General features: G+C 70.6%; 13 protein-coding genes. 9 read left to right on the forward strand and 4 right to left on the reverse strand.

Annotated features, from left to right (window positions below):
- Positions 1 to 138 precede the first annotated feature (138 nt).
- From ACX114_RS32560 to ACX114_RS32585, 6 genes are all read left to right on the forward strand, one after another.
- A complete protein-coding gene (locus ACX114_RS32560; protein WP_459291074.1) occupies positions 139 to 1431 on the forward strand; it encodes a chitosanase in 1293 nt (430 codons plus the stop codon).
- Between the two features lie 61 nt (positions 1432 to 1492).
- Positions 1493 to 3418: an AAA domain-containing protein gene (locus ACX114_RS32565; RefSeq protein WP_459291076.1), complete on the forward strand. Its 1926-nt coding sequence runs from the start codon at positions 1493 to 1495 to the stop codon at positions 3416 to 3418.
- A gap of 201 nt (positions 3419 to 3619) precedes the next feature.
- On the forward strand, positions 3620 to 3811 hold the full coding sequence (locus ACX114_RS32570) for a hypothetical protein (RefSeq protein WP_459291078.1): 192 nt from the start codon (positions 3620 to 3622) through the stop codon (positions 3809 to 3811).
- Positions 3812 to 3865: 54 nt separating this feature from the next.
- Entirely contained in the window at positions 3866 to 4765 is a 900-nt protein-coding gene (locus ACX114_RS32575; RefSeq protein ID WP_459291080.1) for an alpha/beta fold hydrolase, read from the forward strand.
- A gap of 237 nt (positions 4766 to 5002) precedes the next feature.
- Positions 5003 to 8002 (forward strand): choice-of-anchor D domain-containing protein, encoded by a 3000-nt coding sequence (locus ACX114_RS32580; protein WP_459291082.1) that lies wholly within the window; start codon positions 5003 to 5005, stop codon positions 8000 to 8002.
- Between the two features lie 123 nt (positions 8003 to 8125).
- Positions 8126 to 9853, forward strand: coding sequence for a serine/threonine protein kinase (locus tag ACX114_RS32585; protein WP_459291084.1), 1728 nt, complete (start codon positions 8126 to 8128; stop codon positions 9851 to 9853).
- Positions 9854 to 9954: 101 nt separating this feature from the next.
- Here the strand turns inward: ACX114_RS32585 and ACX114_RS32590 are convergent, their stop codons facing one another.
- The 3 genes from ACX114_RS32590 to ttcA are packed head-to-tail and all read right to left on the reverse strand — an operon-like array spanning position 9955 to position 12452.
- A complete protein-coding gene (locus tag ACX114_RS32590) occupies positions 9955 to 10779 on the reverse strand; it encodes a phosphate/phosphite/phosphonate ABC transporter substrate-binding protein (protein WP_459291086.1) in 825 nt (274 codons plus the stop codon).
- Between the two features lie 12 nt (positions 10780 to 10791).
- Positions 10792 to 11616 carry a TerB family tellurite resistance protein gene (locus ACX114_RS32595; protein WP_459291088.1) on the reverse strand — a complete coding sequence of 275 codons (825 nt, stop codon included), beginning with the start codon at positions 11614 to 11616 and terminating at the stop codon, positions 10792 to 10794.
- Positions 11595 to 12452 carry a tRNA 2-thiocytidine(32) synthetase TtcA gene (gene ttcA / locus ACX114_RS32600; protein ID WP_459291090.1) on the reverse strand — a complete coding sequence of 286 codons (858 nt, stop codon included), beginning with the start codon at positions 12450 to 12452 and terminating at the stop codon, positions 11595 to 11597. The genes ACX114_RS32595 and ttcA overlap by 22 nt, the downstream gene beginning before the upstream one ends.
- Before the next feature lie 65 nt (positions 12453 to 12517).
- Here ttcA and ACX114_RS32605 point away from each other — a divergent pair, with 65 nt between their 5' ends.
- Together ACX114_RS32605 and ACX114_RS32610 are read left to right on the forward strand one after the other, a co-directional pair.
- A complete protein-coding gene (locus tag ACX114_RS32605; RefSeq protein WP_459291092.1) occupies positions 12518 to 13687 on the forward strand; it encodes a ribonuclease D in 1170 nt (389 codons plus the stop codon).
- 282 nt (positions 13688 to 13969) lie between these two features.
- Positions 13970 to 14236: a hypothetical protein gene (locus ACX114_RS32610; protein ID WP_459291094.1), complete on the forward strand. Its 267-nt coding sequence runs from the start codon at positions 13970 to 13972 to the stop codon at positions 14234 to 14236.
- Between the two features lie 10 nt (positions 14237 to 14246).
- Here ACX114_RS32610 and ACX114_RS32615 read toward each other — a convergent pair whose 3' ends face one another.
- Complete coding sequence (locus ACX114_RS32615; RefSeq protein ID WP_459291096.1) at positions 14247 to 15752, reverse strand: carboxypeptidase M32; 1506 nt, start codon at positions 15750 to 15752, stop codon at positions 14247 to 14249.
- A 44-nt stretch (positions 15753 to 15796) separates the two neighbouring features.
- On the opposite strand from ACX114_RS32615, the gene ACX114_RS32620 reads away from it, so the two are divergent.
- On the forward strand, positions 15797 to 16339 hold the full coding sequence (locus ACX114_RS32620; RefSeq protein WP_459291098.1) for a hypothetical protein: 543 nt from the start codon (positions 15797 to 15799) through the stop codon (positions 16337 to 16339).
- Positions 16340 to 16341: the final 2 nt, after the last annotated feature.

Consider the following 16341-nt stretch of genomic DNA (forward strand, 5'->3'; position numbering starts at 1 on the left):
CGGAATGGACCCGCGCCACACTCCAGGACACTTCACCGCCAGCCCGCTGGAGCTTCACACGTAATTCTATTATTTCTGTTCTATCCGGGATGCACCGTCCCAGGGCGGGCATCCCCTTACCCAAGTGGGGGCAGGCACATGGCGGCTTCACGGACGTGGATGACGGGTCTCACGGCGGGGCTGGTGGCGCTGGCCGGCGGCTGTGGTGACGCCGGAGACACGGTGGCCTTGAGCGCGGTCGAACAGGCACTGGGCGCGTGCACGCACTCGGTGACGACGAACACGTACAACGGGCCGGACTACTGGGGCACGCTCGTCTTCAAGAACACGGGGACGGTGGCCATCGCCAATCCGGTCATCGCGCTGGACGTGCCCTCGGGCGTGACGTGTGACGATGATCAGCCCGGCTGGACGCATACGCAATCCGGCCGCACATGCACGTATACGCGCACGTCGTCGCTGACGGTGGCGGTGAACACGTCCTACACGTTCAACTACTCCACCAACTCCAACGTGTCCTTCACCGCGGCCAACGTGAAGGTCCAGTCCGACAGCTGCGGCGGCACGTCCCCCGGCGGCACGGGCCTCACCGCGAACCAGAAGAAGGTCGCGGAAGGGCTGACGAGCATCTGGGAGAACGACACGCCCACGCTGGACTACGCCTACTCGGAGAACATCCAGGACGGGCGCGGCTACACCAACGGGCGCGCGGGCTTCTGCACCGGCACGGGCGACGCCATCCAGGTGGTGCAGTGCTACCGGGCCCTGCGCACGGAGGCCAATGGCAACCGCCTGGCGAAGTACTGGAACGCGCTCACCGTCATCAACAACCGCTTCCTGTCCACCGGCCAATCGCAGGCGTCCACGGCGGAGCTGGATGCCGTGGGCAACTGGACCGCGGACTGGGCGGCCAGCTTCAACACCGCCGCCACCCAGGCGGACTTCAAGCAGTGCCAGGACCAGGTGAGCGACGCGCTCTATTACACGCCCACCATCAACGAGGCCGCGAAGTGGGGCCTCACCCAGGCGCTCACCAAGGCCGCGCTCTACGACGCGTCCATCAACCACGGCTTCGACGGCATGAAGGACCTCATCCGCCAGGCGAACACGGCCCTGGGCAACAGCGGACAGGTGGCCCCGGTGGTGGGCTACAACGGCATCACGGAGTCCGCCTTCCTCCAGAAGTTCCTGGAGAAGCGCCGCGACGTGCTGGCCGGGGACTCCACCTGGGTGGAGGCGGTGGACCGCGTGGCCGCGTATGAGAAGCAGCGCCGCCGCGGCAACTGGGACCTGGGCACCGCCCTGCGCAACGACGTGCGCGCCCGCGACTGCTGGCCGACGGCCTACCCGGTGAGCGGCTACACCGTGCGCAACATCAACCCGGACGGCACCTGGAGCACGCCGTCCTCGTACACCTATTCCTGCCAGTAGCAGGACGGTCCGGCACACGGGCCGTGACGGCAGGCGCCCCGGGATGGCATGACCTGGGGCCATGGCCCGTGACGTTTCGTTCTTCGACAGGCTCGGCTCGCTGCTCGCCCAGGAGCGCGAGGCCGAGAAGGCTCGCATGACCGCGCTCGCGCAAGGGCTCACCCTGCGCGAGCGCGAGGAGCAGGGCCTGTCCGTGCTGGACCTGGAGACCGTCGAGGAGGAGGTGGGCCTGGGTGGCCGCATCCTCCTCACGCTCGCCCGCGCGGACCGGGGCAGGCTGCCCACGCGCGTGTCCAACGGCGACCTGGTGGCGGTGCTGCCCCGCCGCGCGGAGGTGAAGGATCCGGCGAAGGCGCTCGTGTCGCGCGCCACCTCCACCCGCATCCAGCTGGCCTTCGACCGCGAGCCGCCCGCCTACCTGTCCGAAGGCCTGTTGCGCCTGGACGTCGTCCCCAACGACGTCACCTACGAGCGCGTGCGCGCGGGCCTCCAGCGCGTGAAGGCGATGGACAAGGGCCAGGAGCGCCACAAGCGCGAGGTGCTGCTGGGCAACGAGCCCCCGCGCTTCGACAACACCAAGGACTTCACCCCCACCCGCCCGCTCAACCCGGAGCAGCAGGACGCCGCGAAGCGCGCACTGGCCGCGGAGGACTTCTTCCTGGTCCACGGCCCGCCCGGCACTGGCAAGTCCACCGTGCTGGCCGAAGTGGCGGCCCAGGCCGTCGCGCGAGGCGAGCGCCTGCTGTGCACGGCGGCCAGCAACGCCGCGGTGGACCACTTGCTGGAGCTGTGCCTGGAGCAGGGCCTGCGCGCCATCCGCGTGGGCCACCCCGCGCGCGTCGCCGCCCGCTTGCAGGAGCACACGCTGGACATCGTGGTGGAGGAGCACCCGGACCGCGTCGTCAGCCGCGACCTGTTCGATGAGGCCTTCGACCTCTTCGGCTACGCGCGGCGCCAGCGCAGCCAGGGCCGCAGCCGTGAGCGCTTCTCCAATGCCCGCTCGTCCACCGCCGAGGCCAAGGACCTGATGGACGAGGCGCGCAAGCTGGAGAAGAAGGCGGTGAAGGCCGTGCTCGCCCGCGCGGACGTGGTGTGCGTGACGCTCGCGAGCCTGGGCTCCGGCGTGCTCGCGGGCGAGGAGTTCGACCGTGCCCTGTTGGATGAGGCCACCCAGGCCACCGAGCCGCTGGCCCTGCTGGGCTTCCTGCGCGCGCCCAAGGTGGTGCTCGCCGGAGACCCGCAGCAGCTGCCGCCCACCGTCCTGTCCCAGGAGGCCGCGAAGGCGGGCCTGGGCGTAAGCCTCTTCGAGCGCCTGCTGAAGGACCACGGCGACGACGTGAAGCGCATGCTGCGCGAGCAGTACCGGATGAACGCCGCCATCATGGCCTTCCCCTCGAAGGAGATGTACGGCGGCGAGCTGCGCGCCCATCCGTCCGTGGCGGACCGCACGCTGTCCGAGGTGCTCGACTCCGGCTCGGGCGCGGAGGTGGACGCGCCGCCCGTGCTCTACCTGGACACCGCGGGCAAGGGCTTCGACGAAGAGGTGGAGCCCACCACGCACTCCCTCCTCAACCCGGGTGAGGCCACCTACGTCATCGCCCGCGTGCGCGAGCTCCTGGAGCGGGGCCTGTCCCCGCGCGAGATCGCCGTCATCGCCCCGTACAGCGCCCAGGTCCGCCACCTGCGCGAGGCCCTGGAGGCCGTGCACCCGGAGGTGGAGGTGGACACCGTGGACGCGTTCCAGGGGCGGGAGAAGGACGCCGTCCTGGTGAGCATGACCCGGTCCAACAGTGAGGGGCAGCTGGGCTTCCTCAACGACCTGCGCCGCATGAACGTGGCCCTCACCCGCGCCCGCCGGCACCTGTTCGTCGTGGGCGACTCCGCCACCCTCAGCAGCCACCCCTTCTACGCGCGCTTCATCGAAGGCACCCAGACGGACGGCGGCTACCGCTCGGCGTGGGAGTGGCCGGACCCCGCCGGGCAATGATTGTCATCCCAACGACTCAGGGCTGCCCTGGAGGACTACGCAAGGAGTGCGGCCCGGGCGCGCGAAATTTGTCGCATCGCTGAACGAATTTTGTCACCTGCTCGGCCGCCGGGCGTGGGAGACGGCCGGAAATCAGGCATTTGGCTCCTTCCGCGAGGTCGGCACGAAGGATGCTTTCTCTTCTCAACACGGAGGGAATGCATGTCTCAAGCGCCTGTGGTGACCAAGGAGAATGACGTCTGGGTGATTCGGATCGACCGGCCCAACGGCAAGACCCAGGAGTACCGCTGCGCCACGGAGAGCCAGGCCCGGCAGTTGGCCATGGTGCTCGGCCGGCCCGACACGGGTGGCCCGCCGCGCCCGGCGGCGTCGTCGTCCAGCACCGTCGCGTAGGGTCGCCAGCACCCGGGGGGACGGAGTAAGGCGTGAAGGCACGAGGAGACACCCGTGCCCGCCGCCGCATTCGAATCCCTCACCGTCGACGCAGAAGGGCTGCCGCTGCACGTGCGGCAGCGTGGCCCCCACGGCGCCCCCGCCGTGTTGATGCTTCATGGGTGGCTGGACCATTCCCACAGCTTTGATCCGCTCTGCGAGCACCTGCCCGAAGCCTGGCGCACGGTGCTGCTCGACTTTCGCGGCATGGGCGAGAGCGGCCACGCGGGACCCGGCGCCGCGTACCACTTCAGCGACCACCTGCTGGACGTGGAGGCCACCCTGGATGGGCTGGCCCTGCCGCCGGTGCACCTGGTGGGGCACTCGCTGGGCGGCATCGTCGCGCTCGCGTACGCCGCCGCGCGCCCGGAGCGCGTCCAGAGCCTGACCCTCATCGAGAGCCTGGGGCCCTCCGGTGGCCCGCCCACGGGCGCCGTGCAGCGGCTGCGCGGCTTCCTGGACGACTCGCGCCGGCCGCCCAACCGCAAGCGCTACCCCAGCGTGGAGGCCGCCGCGGAGCGCCTGCGTCAGGCGAACCCCACCCTCTCCCCGGACGCGGCGCGGCTCTTCGCGCGCCATGGCACCCGGCGCACCCCGGAGGGCGACTTCGCCTTCACCTTCGATCCGCGCCACCGCCGCCGCTTCGGCCAGGGCTTCGACGAGGCCCAGTGGCTGGCGCTGGAGGCCGCCGTCACCTGCCCCGTGCAGTTGCTTCGCGGCACCGAAGGGCTGTCCCCCGCCCCGGAGCTGCTGGAGGCGCGGCTGGCCGCCCTGCGCACGCTGGCCGCCCCGCCCCGCCTGTTCGAAGGCGGCCACCACGTGCACCTGGAGCAGCCCGCCGCCATCGCCGCCGCGATCGCGGAGTTCGTCGCTGGCACCGCCGGCGCCCCGGCGAAGGAAGCGTCAAGTTCATGACCTGAAAAGTTGGGGGTGCAGGTTGGCAAAAGGTCGGGAAAAACCTTTCACCCTCCAGGGCACCCCGGTTCCCTCCAGCGCTCACTTGGCCGCTGGAGTGACCGCCAAGTCCCTGATTTCCGGTGGTCGCTGAGGATCAGTCCCGCGCGGCACGGGTCTTGATTAGGGGGAGCCCGAGATGGATCACGTGTCCCGGGCATCCGTGTGCGTGTGGTGGGGAAGGGTGGGGAGCGGACAATGGTGATGGGGTGGAGGGGTCGGTTCGTCCTGCTGGCGTCGTTGGTGGCGGGGACGATGGCGTGTCACGAGGAGGACCAGACGCGCGGGGTGCAGGCCACGGCGGTGCTGGACGTGGACGCGCTCGACTTCGGCGAGGTGCCGGTGGGCGAGTGGCGTGAGAAGGAGGTCCGCATCCGCAACGTTGGCTACGTGCCCTTCTCCGCGCTGGAGGCGTTGGGACTGGGCAACAACCCGTCCTACCAGGTGGAGCTGACGGACGGCGGCGGCCGCGTGCCGCCGGGCGAGTCCCACGTCGTCAAGGTGCGCTTCCACCCGCTGGCCGAAGGGCCGGTGGAGGAGACGCTGCGCGTGACGACGGACGCCAACGTGGGCGCCCTGCAGCAATTGCCCGTGCAGGGCATGGGCACGCCCACGCGCATCGGCGTCAACCCGCCGGTGCTGGACTACGAGACGCTGGAGGTGGACAGCGACCGCACGCTGGAGGTCACCGTCACCAACCCGGTGGACCTGCCGCTGACCCTCAAGGTCGCGGGCGAGAACGCGGATCCGTTCACCGCGGACACCATCACCGTGCCGCCCAACAGCACGCAGGTGGTGAAGACCAAGTACCTGCCCCGCGCGCTGGGGCAGATGGGCGCGCGGCTGGAGGTCGTCTCCTGCGAGACGTGCACCCCGTCCGTGGTGGACCTCAAGGGCAACTCCGTGGCGAGCGCCTTCGTGTTCGACCCGGCGCCCGTGCCCTTCGACGAGATTCCGGTGCACGAGCGCACCGAGTCCTTCACCCGCGCGCGCAACATCACCTGGCGCCCGGTGACCATCTCCGCGCTGGCCACCAGCGACCGGGCCTTCTCGCCGCTGTCCAAGCCGGAAGGCAGCACGGTGCAGCCGGGCGAGGTGGTGGAGATGCGCATGGAGTTCGCCGCGCGCTTCTCCGGCCCCAACGTGGGCAACCTCACCGTGGCGTACGCGTCCGACAAGGCGCGTGAGTCCCGCGTGATGCTGGATGCGCGCGGTGGCCGGCCCACGCTGGCCGTGGCCCCGGTGGCGCTGGACTTCGGCGAGCTGCCGGTGGGCGGCAAGGTGGAGCAGGTCATCCGCATCACCAACGCGGGCAGCAACGGCCCCCTCACCTTCACCGGCGTGCGCGCGGACGGCGACGCGGTGCAGTTCGACGTGGCCACGCCCACGCGCGGCACGCAGAACTACCCGTGGAAGGGCGGCACCTGGCCCACGCTGGAGGCCAACGGCCTTCAGATCCAGCCGGGCGACGACGCGCTGGAGCTGAAGGTCTACTTCGAGCCCCGGAACGAGGGCACCTTCACCGCCACGCTCTACGTGCAGTCCAACGACCTGTTCACGCCCGAGCGCGCCATCACCCTGACGGGCCGCGCCCGCACGTCCGGCCCTTGCGTGTACGAGCTCCTGCCGCAGCCGTCGCTGGAGTTCGCCAACGTGGTGCCGGGCCGCGGCGCGGTGCTGGGCTTCTACTTCCGCAACCCGGGCCGGGCCGAGTGCGCCATCAAGAACGTGCACCTGTCCAATGACGGCGGCGGCGTGTTCTCCATGCCGGGCGGTCCCATCACGGGCGGCGTGGTGCTCTACGACACGGCCTTCAGCTCCATGATTGCCTTCCGCGCGCCCACCACGGGCGGCGAGTTCAACGGCGAGCTGATGCTCACCGTCAACAACCCGGCCCACCCCACGGTGACGCTGCCCATCCACGCGGTGTCCAACCCGTCGTGCCTGGTGGCCACGCCGTCCTTCGTGGACTTCGGGCCCATCCGCTACGACTGCCCGGCGAAGCCGCGCAAGACGTTCCTGTCCAACCGCTGCAGCGAGCCGCTCACCGTGGGCGACGCCACCATCGGCAACGGCACGTCCAAGCAGTTCTCCCTGCTCACGCCGGTGACCGCGCCCGTCACGCTCCAGCCCGGCGAGGGCTTCGAGATGGAGGTGGACTACGCCCGCAACGTGCTGGGCCAGCACTACAGCCCGCTGTACTTCCAGACGAGCACGGAGGCGAACCGCTTCCTCGTCCCGCTGCTCGCGGAGACCAACCACGAGGGCATCCAGGTGGACCGCTTCACGCAGGGCACCGACAGCCAGCTGGACGTGCTCTTCGTGGTCTCCAACACCACCACCATGGAGCCCTACCAGCAGCGCCTGCGCAACGCGATTCCCGGGTGGCTCGCGCGTGCGAAGGAGCTGAACGTGGACGTGCGCGTGGGCGTCACCAGCACGGGCCTGGTGCAGCGTCAGGGGCTGTGCGGCGGCGGCGCCAACGGCGGTGAGGCCGGCCGGCTCTTCCCGGTGGACGGCAGCCGCGCCCGCGTGGTGTCCGGCAACAGCGCCAACGCGGCGGCCACCATCCAGTCCAACATCGAGGTGGGCCTGTGCCACAACCTGGTGCAGGGCCTGGAGACGATGCGCCAGGGCCTGTCCGCCCCGCTGTCCGAGCAGGCCGACGACGTCCGCACCCCGCAGCCCAACGACGGCAACCTGGGCTTCACCCGCGCCGCGGCCCGCATGGCGGTGGTGGTGCTGGCGGACGAGGACGACCACTCCGGCTTCGAGCCCGACAGCTACATCCAGTTCCTCCAGACGCTGAAGGGCACGGGCATGTCCCAGCGCAGCAACCTGCACGCGCTGGTCCCCAACGGGACGTCCTGCTCCACCGCGGGCGCCAGCGCGGACCGCTTCGCCTCCGTGGCGAAGGGCACGGGCGGCTCCGTGGGCTCCATCTGCGAGGGGGACTACCGCGGGTTCCTGGACCCCATCATCCAGCAGGCCGGTGAGCCTCAGGCGGACTTCCACCTCACCGCGACGCCGGACGGCACCGCGGAGATGAGCGTGCGCGTGAATGGCCGCACCCTGGGTGCGGACCAGTGGACCTACGACGCGGGCCGCAACGCGGTCATCTTCGCGGCGGGCTCCGTGCCCACCCCGGGCCAGTCCGTGGAGATCCGCTACCGCAGCGTCTGCGCCCCGACGCCGTAGTCGGAACAGGTTCGTGACGCAGCGCGGCCGGGCCGGTCCCAGAGGGGGGCCGGCCCGGTTCGCGTTTTTGCGGAAGCCCGGGCTTTTGAGATCCGCGCTGACGCGGCTATCGTCACGGCCGGAGTGGAAACGTTCGGCCGCTATGAATTGCTGCGCAAACTGGCCACCGGCGGCATGGGGGCCGTCTATCTGGCACGGCAGAAGGGGCCCGTGGGGTTCCAGAAGCTGCTGGTGGTGAAGCGGCTGTTGCCCCACCTGTCGGAGGACGACGAGTTCCTCCAGATGTTCCTGGACGAGGCGCGCATCGCGGCGCTGCTCAACCACCCCAACATCGCGCAGATCTACGAGATGGGGGACGTGGACGGGCAGTACTACATCGCGATGGAGTACGTGCACGGCGAGCCGCTGGGGTCGCTGGTGCCGCGCGCGTCGGCGCACCCGGGCGGGTTCCCCCTGGGCCTGCGGTGCCGGATCATCGCGGAGGCGGCGGCGGGCCTGGATGCGGCGCACAACGCGCGCAGCCCGTCTGGCCGGAAGCTGTCGCTCATCCACCGGGACGTGTCTCCGCAGAACGTGCTGGTGGGCTTCAACGGCGGCGTGAAGCTCATCGACTTCGGCGTGGCGAAGGCGCAGGGCAAGCTGTCCCAGACGGTGGTGGGCACCATCAAGGGCAAGCACGCGTACATGTCCCCGGAGCAGGCGCGGGGCGAGCCGCTGGATGCGCGCTCGGACGTGTTCGGCCTGGGGACGGTGTTCTACGAGCTCTTGACGGGCGGACGCCTGTTCAAGCGCGAGACGGAGATGGCCACGCTCAAGGCCGTCGTGGGGCACAAGATCGTCCCGCCGTCGGAGGCGGTGCCCGGGATTCCGAAGTCGTTGGACCCCATCGTCTTCAAGGCGCTGGCGCGCAAGCGTGACGACCGGTTCTCCACCGCGGGCGAGCTGCAGCTGGCGCTGGAGGAGTTCCTCCAGCAGGAGAAGCTGTCCGGCACCAGCGCGCACCTGGCGGCGTTCATGCGGGACGTGTACGCGGACGAGCTGGAGGAGGAGCGCTTCGCGGCCGAGCCGACGATGATCTACTTCGACCCGCGCCTGATGGCCCGGCCGGGCAGTCCCGCGCCCGCGAAGCCCCCGGCCCCCGGGACGACGCCGTCCGCGGCCAAGGCGCAGGCCCCGGCGAAGACGCCGCCGCGCGCGCCGGAGCCGTCGGTGAGCCAGTCGTCGACGAAGGCCTCCGCGTCGCCGGAGGACTCCGGCATGAGTCCCGCCGCGGAGCGGACCTCGCGCACGAAGGAGAACTCGGGCCTGAGCCGCCCGGAGGCCCGGCCCGTGAGGACGCGGGAGAACACGGGCGTGAGCCTCGCGGACACGCGGCCGTTGCACGACGAGGACGCGGGCCGTCCCACCGCGAAGCACGAGGCCATGCGCGGCGACGCGCGTGCCTCCACGGGAAAGTTCGACGCCGTGCGCGGCGAGGACGCGGGCCGTGCATCCACCGCGAAGCACGAGGCCGTGCGAGGTGAGGATGCAGGCGCGGCTCGCTCTTCCACCGCGAAGCATGAAGCCGTGCACGCGGAGCCCGGCCGGTCCTCCACGGCCCAGTTCGGCGCCGTGCGCGGGGAGGGCTCGAAGCCGTCCCGTCCGGCCGAGGGCTCCACGGCGAGCCGTTCCGCGGCGAAGGCCGTGAAGGCCACCGGGGACGCGACGGGAAGCCGCTCCGCCGCGAAGGCCGTGCGCGCATCGGAGGACTCCGTCGGAGCCAAGGCGCCCTCGAAGACGGGGCGCACCGAGGGCTCCGTGTCCTCCGCCCGGAGGCCCGTTCGCGGCAACGGGCCTGACTCCGACAAGTAGGCTCCAGGCCTGGCGTGCACGGCCGCCTTGGGCTCTGCTCGAAGCGCGCCCTGAGTCCCGCGCTCAACTCGGGCCTCGCGGCGCCGAAGCGGCGCGGCGGGTTACAGGCTCGCCAGGGCCACGCGGTAGAGCGCGCGGTAGCCCATGCGCGGGGCCACTTCGAAGCGGTCCGCGTTGAAGATGTCGCGCAGGAGCGCCTGTCCGTCCGGCGTGGACGGCAAGCCCAGGAGCGCCGTCTCCAGCGACGCCACCAGCGGCGCGGGCAGCCCCATGGCCACCGGCACGCCGTCGTTGGGGGCCTCGTCCGTGTACGCCAGCAGCTCGAACTTCGCGCCCATGCCCGGACCCAGCACGTCCTCCACGCCCGTGGTGAACGTGAGCCCCGTGGAGGCCGGCGGACAGAAGACGCTCGTCACGTCCGCCCTGCCCTCCAACACCGCCTCCAGCGCGCCCTGGTACGAGCCCGTGAACTGCTGCGACACGAACGCGCGCGACGGCTCCAGCCCCTGCGTCTTCAGGAACGCGCTGGGCAACAGGTAGCCCGCCACCGAATCGCGGTCCACCCACGCCGCCGTGGCGCCCTTCAGCTTCTCCAGGGTCAGCCCGGAGCCCGCCCGCCCCACCAGCGCGGAGCGGTAGCTGGACATGCCCCGGCGAACGCCTCGCGTCAGCACCCGGACGCCCATGGCCTCCATGCGCGCGCACACGAAGGGCGGCGCCCAGGCGGCATCCGCTCGCCCGGACAGGAGGTCCTTGGCCAGCGTCTCGTAGCTGGTGGCGACATTCACCTCCACCAGCTTGCCCAACGCGCGCTGCAGGAACGACGCGAGCCGTTCCGCGCGCTCGCGCGCCGTCTCACTGCCCAAGGACGGCGGCAGGCCGAAACGGAAGGAGTGCCGCGAACCGGAGGGGACGTGCGGGGTCATACGACTCCCGGTTTACCCCTGCTGGTCCAACCGCGCCACTTCATCGTCCGCCAGACCGAACGTCGCCTGGAGCAGATCCAGGATGCGCTGCTCCGCGTTGCTCGTCCGGCCGGACGCGTGGGCGATCTTCGTGGCCAGCTGGTACGCCTTCACCCGCTGGGAGTGCGTGGCCAGCCCGTGCGCCAGGACATGGAGCCGCTGGGGCAGGCCATCCGTGGCCAGCGCGGCCACGGACTCGCTCACGAAGCCCTGCGCCCGCTCCGGGCTCACGTTCTGGAAGAGCGGATCCGCCGCGAAGCTCTCCACCATCGCGCGCGCCTCCGCCTCCTTCAGCTGGCCGTCCGCCGCCAGCACCAGGACCATCACCTCCGCGAACAGCCGCTCCAGGGGCTCGCCCAGCGCCTCGGACAGGCTGCCGCCCTGCTCGATGACGTCGATGATCTGCGCGACCTCGTCCTCGGAGATGCCCAGCGCCGCCTGGAACGTCTTGAGCAGCCCCAGCTCCGAGCGGGTGGCCCGCTGATCCGCCAGCGCCACCGCCGCCGCCAGGCCGAAGGCCAGCATCCGGTTCTTGTGGTCCGGCAGCCTGCGGCGCAGCGAGGCGAGGACCTCCTCCAGGTTGCGCGCCTCGGACAGCCGCACCGCGCTGGTCTCCACCAGCTGGTTCAGCTCACCGGACTGCGTGCCCTCGAACTCCGGGCGCTCCAGCACGCGCGCCAGCAGCGTCTGCATCTCGCGCTGGGACACGCTGCCGTCCGCCATCGCGGCCAGCAGCATGGCTTCCACCAGCGCCGCGTTGCGCTCCTTGCGCGCCTTTACTGCCTGCTCTCGAGCCATGGACTGGCGCTCCCTTGCGTCTCGTTGGTGGGGGGGGTGGCCACGGGCCCGTCTTCCGTCGCGTTCAGCGGGTCCGGGTTCAGCGTCTTGTCCAAGAGGTGCGTGGGCCGCACGTTCGACATCGCGTTGAGCAGGCTCTGGCGGACGTTGGGGATCTCCTTGCCCAGGTCCTCCACCAGCTTCTGCATCCGCTTGCGCTGCAGGTTCTCCTGCGACCCGCACAGGTCACAGGGGATGATGGGGAACTGCTTCGCCTCCGCGAACTGGATGATCTCCTTCTCCGGCGCGTAGCACAGCGGCCGGATGACCACGTTGCGGCCGTCGTCGCTCTTCAAGAGCGGCGGCATCGCCTTGAGGCTCCCGGCGAAGAACATGTTCAGGAGCATCGTGTGGATGAGGTCGTCGCGGTGGTGGCCCAGGGCGATCTTGTTGCAGCCCAGGTGCACGGCGGCGTTGTAGAGGATGCCCCGGCGCAGGCGCGAGCACACCGAGCACTGCGTCTTCCCGGGCGGGGTCTTCTCCAGGACGATGCTGTAGGTGTCCTCCTTCAGCATCTTGTAGGCGTAGCCTTCCTTCTGGAAGTAGCCCTCCAGGATGTGGCCGGGGAAGCCGGGGTGGCCCTGGTCCAGGTTCACCGCCAGCAAGTCGAACTTCACGGGGGCTCGCCGCTGCAGCTCTCGCAGCAGGTGGAGCATCGTGTAGGAGTCCTTGCCTCCCGACACGCCCACCATGATGCGGTCCCCGGCCTCGATGAGGCGGAAGTCCGCGATGGCCCGGCCCATGTGGCCAAGCAGGCTTTTTTCAAGACGTTGGGCGTCGTTCATCGGCGGGGCCATCCTAGCGGCGGTTCGGGAAAAAACACGTCAAAGGGGCGGGCCGGTCCGCTAGCCTGCTCCCCGCGATGCCGACCTTCCCTCAGGGTGCCGTGGATGTGGTGGACCGCGTAGGCGAGGAAGCCGCCACGCGGGTGCTGGAGGCCGCGCCGGAAGTAGCGGTGGACCTGGAGGCGGACGCCATGCACGCCTTCCGCGCCCGCCTGTGCTTCCTCCAGCTGGGCACCGACACGGACATCTTCCTCTTCGACACGCTCCAGCCGGGCGTGGATCCGCGCCTGCTCTCCCCCATGATGGAGGACTCCGCGCGCACCAAGTACTTCCACGCCGCCCAGGGCGACCTCCAGTTCCTGGCGGAGGCCGGCGTGCGCGTGAGAGGCCTCTTCGACACGCACCGCGCGGTGACGCTCCTGGGGTGGCCCAAGGTGGGCCTGGCGGACCTGGCGCGCGAGCGGCTGGGTGTGGAGCTGCCGAAGGAGCACCAGCAGTCCGACTTCTCCCTGCGTCCCCTGCCCCCGGGCATGCGCGACTACATCGCCAACGACGTGCGCTACCTCTGTGAGCTGGGCCGCCAGGTGCGCGACGCGTGCCGCGAGGCGGACATCCTGGAGGAGGTGCTGCTGGACTGCGAGCGCATGTGCGCGGAGGCCGAGGCCCGGCCGGAGGTGGGCGCCGAGTACAAGCCCAAGCTCTCCAAGAGCGGCCTCTCCACGGCGCAGTACGCGCTCGCGTACGCCATCGCGCAGGGGCTGCACAAGCTGCGGCTGGAGTGGGCGGAGAAGGACAACGTGCCCATGGGCCGCATGCTGTCCAACATGGCCATCACCGACCTGGCGCTGAAGCAGCCGGACACGCACAAGGACCTGGCGCGCGCGGCCGGCGTGCGGGGCGCGGTGGTGCGCGCGCACGGCGACGCCATCCTCGCCCTCATCCGCGACCATCAGCAGAAGGCCACCCGGGGCGAGCTGGACCTGGACAAGGAACCCAAGGGTCCGCGCGACCCCCACCGGCGCAAGCGCGAGGACGCGCTCAAGGCGTTCCGCGTCGAGCAGGCCACGCTGCGCAAGGTGACGCCCAGCGTGGTGCTCACCAATCCGCTCATGGACGCGCTCGCGTCGAAGCCTCCCGCGAGCGTGGAGGAGCTCTCGCAGCTGCCGTACCTCGGGGAAAAGCGGATCAAGCTGTATGGCGACAAGCTGGTCGCGCTGCTCAAGCCCTTTCCGGTGCTGGGAAGCTGACGTTCGCCCGCGACGAAGAGGCAACTGCTGTACGATTCGGCTGAATCGCTCGCGGGGCTTGTGCATCCCTTGCCGGCTCGCTGTCCATGACCCTGGAACGCAGATGTTGAAGCCCCATCTGCGGCTTGGGTGCTGGTTGCGAGAACCGCGTGCGTGCGTACCTTTGACGCCGCACAAAGGGAGGGCGTGGCCATGTTGGGAGCCAGGACAGGCGGGGCGCGGATCGAGGTCTCCCGGTGCATCGCCGCGAGCCTGAAGTGTCAGTCAGCCTGTGAGGCCGGCATGGCACGTCTGACGGCCCAGGGCGTCGCGGCGGATGACGACGCGGTGCGACTGCTGCGCCAGTGCGCGGAGCTGTGCGAGCTCAACGTGCGCGCGCTCCAGAAGGAGAGCCGCCTGTCGCGCCGCACCGCCAGCCTGTGCTTCGAATTGGGCAGCCAGGTGGCCCGCGCCGCGTGGCTGGAGGCGCAGGACCCGGACTCGCACGCGCTCGCGCGCGACGCGCTGCACCTGGCGCGCGCGTGCCGCCCGCTGGTGTTCGCGGCCTAGCTAGAGGTCTCTAGAGCTTGATGCCGTACAGCGCGCCGTACTTCGCGCGCAGGTACGCCAGGAAGTCCCGGTCCGTGAGCCCCTCTCCGGTGATGGCGCGCACGCGCTCCTCCGCGGGCAGCCGGAAGCCGTGCGAGTGCAGGTTCGTGCGCAGCCACCCCAGCAGTGACGACGTGTCGCCCCGGGCGAGATCCGCCTCCAGCGAAGGCAGCGCCCGGTTCGCGGCGGCGTACAGCGAGGCCGCGTACAGGTTGCCCAGCGAGTACGTGGGGAAGTAGCCCAGCTCTCCCCAGGCCCAGTGGATGTCCTGGAGCACGCCCTGCGTGTCGTCCGGGGGAGTAATCCCCAGGTAGCGCCGCATGCGCTCGTTCCACGCGGACGGCAGCTCCGACACGGGCAATTCGTCGCGCAGCATCGCCAGCTCCAGCTCGTAGCGCAGGGCGATGTGCAGGTTGTACGTGACCTCGTCCGCCTCCACGCGGATGAGCGACGGCACCACGTGGTTGATGCCCGCGTGGAAGCCGTCCAGGTCCACGTCCGCCAGCGCCTCCGGGAAGGCCTCCTTCAGCGCGGGGAAGTGCGGCACCCAGAAGGCGCGGCCTCGTCCCACCAGGTTCTCCCACAGGCGGGACTGGGACTCGTGCAGGCCCATGGAGGGCACGGACGCCAGCGGCGTGCGGTGGTGCTCCTGCGAGAAGCCCTGCTCGTACAGGCCATGGCCCGCCTCGTGGAGCGTGCCGAAGAGCGCGGCCGGCGGCCACGTGGGGTCCAGGCGCGTCGTGAGGCGCACGTCCTGCGCGTGCACGCTGTTGGTGAAGGGGTGGATGCTCACGTCCTGGCGGCCCGACTCCAGGTCGAAGCCCACTGCCTTGAGCAGCCGCATCGTGAACTGCCACTGCTGGGCGGTGTCGTAGGTGCGGCCGGAGAGGAACGCGGGGAAGGCCCGCTTCTGCTCGCCCAGCGTGGCCACCATGGGGATGAGCGCGTCTCGCAGCGCGGTGAGCACCGGCGTGAGGCGCTTCACGCGCATGCCGGGCTCGAAGCCCTCCAGCAGCGCGTCGTAGCGCTCGCCGTCGTGGCCCTGCGCGTCCGCCTGCTCACGGCGCAACGCCAGCAGCGCCTCCAGCGCGGGCCGGAAGCGCTCGAAGCGCTTCGTCGTGCGCGCCTCCCGCCAGGCCTGGAGGCCCTCGCCCTGCGCCTCCGCCAGCGCGGTCACCAGGCGGGCGGGCAGGCGCACCGCCCGGTCGCGCTCGCGGGTGAGGACGCGCACCATGGCGCGCTCGTCCGGCGTGAGGGCCTCGAAGTCCGGGCCCCCTTCCCCGGCGCGGGCCAGGGCCTCGCCCAGGCGCGGATCCACCAGCCGCTCGTGGTGGAGGGCCTGGACGGTGGCCAGCTGCTGGGCGCGGGCGGAGGCTGCCTTGGAGGGCAGGTAGACCTCCCGGTCCCAGGAAGCCAGGTTGATGACGCTGTTCAGGTCGTTCAGCTCATGCATCCGCGCGCGCAGCCAGGAGTCCATGGCCTGTGTTTCTAGCGCGCTTCCAGGGTATGAGGACGCCCGCGATGGCCAACATCCTCCAATTCTTCATGGCACCCGACGACGAGGTCGCCTTCTTCCGTCACCTCGAGCGGCACGTCCTGGAGGTCTACCCCCGGCGCGTTCCGCCGGACTGGGTGCCCTTCCGGGCCAATCCGGACAACATCCCGCGCCTGCCGGAGGAGGACCTCTACCTGGTGGCCAGCGAGATTGGCCCCGCCATGGTGGACAAGGTGAAGCGCGGCCCGGACAAGGGCTTCTGGCGCATCGACGAGGTGCGCTCGCCCGTCATCTTCATCGAGCGCTCGCGCCGCAACGAGGAGGGCGAGCTGCTCAGCGGGAAGATGTGGGTGGAGCTGGAGGTGACGTCCCAGACGGGCCGCCGCGACGCGGCCCCGGACAAGTTCCGCCGCCTCTACATGGAGGTGGAGGAGTTCGTGAAGAAGACCTTCCGCCGGGGTGACCCGAAGGACTTCTTCGTGGGCAACCGCGCCGCGCGCCTCTTCAAGGAGGGGCTGGTGCTGCGCGACTCGGCCTTCCGCGGCGGCACCGTGGTGCCGCACAAGTAGGC

This window comes from Corallococcus sp. M7 (genome assembly GCF_054512695.1).

Excerpts from the sequence above, each read along its gene's own strand:
- ACX114_RS32560 (WP_459291074.1), top strand. The coding sequence starts at position 139 with ATGGCGGCTTCACGGACGTGGATGACGGGTCTCACGGCGGGGCTGGTG.
- ACX114_RS32565 (WP_459291076.1), top strand. The coding sequence starts at position 1,493 with ATGGCCCGTGACGTTTCGTTCTTCGACAGGCTCGGCTCGCTGCTCGCC.
- ACX114_RS32570 (WP_459291078.1), top strand. The coding sequence starts at position 3,620 with ATGTCTCAAGCGCCTGTGGTGACCAAGGAGAATGACGTCTGGGTGATT.
- ACX114_RS32580 (WP_459291082.1), top strand. The coding sequence starts at position 5,003 with ATGGTGATGGGGTGGAGGGGTCGGTTCGTCCTGCTGGCGTCGTTGGTG.
- ACX114_RS32590 (WP_459291086.1), bottom strand. The coding sequence starts at position 10,779 with ATGACCCCGCACGTCCCCTCCGGTTCGCGGCACTCCTTCCGTTTCGGC.
- ACX114_RS32595 (WP_459291088.1), bottom strand. The coding sequence starts at position 11,616 with ATGGCTCGAGAGCAGGCAGTAAAGGCGCGCAAGGAGCGCAACGCGGCG.
- ttcA (WP_459291090.1), bottom strand. The coding sequence starts at position 12,452 with ATGGCCCCGCCGATGAACGACGCCCAACGTCTTGAAAAAAGCCTGCTT.
- ACX114_RS32605 (WP_459291092.1), top strand. The coding sequence starts at position 12,518 with ATGCCGACCTTCCCTCAGGGTGCCGTGGATGTGGTGGACCGCGTAGGC.
- ACX114_RS32610 (WP_459291094.1), top strand. The coding sequence starts at position 13,970 with ATGGCACGTCTGACGGCCCAGGGCGTCGCGGCGGATGACGACGCGGTG.
- ACX114_RS32615 (WP_459291096.1), bottom strand. The coding sequence starts at position 15,752 with ATGGACTCCTGGCTGCGCGCGCGGATGCATGAGCTGAACGACCTGAAC.
- ACX114_RS32620 (WP_459291098.1), top strand. The coding sequence starts at position 15,797 with ATGGCCAACATCCTCCAATTCTTCATGGCACCCGACGACGAGGTCGCC.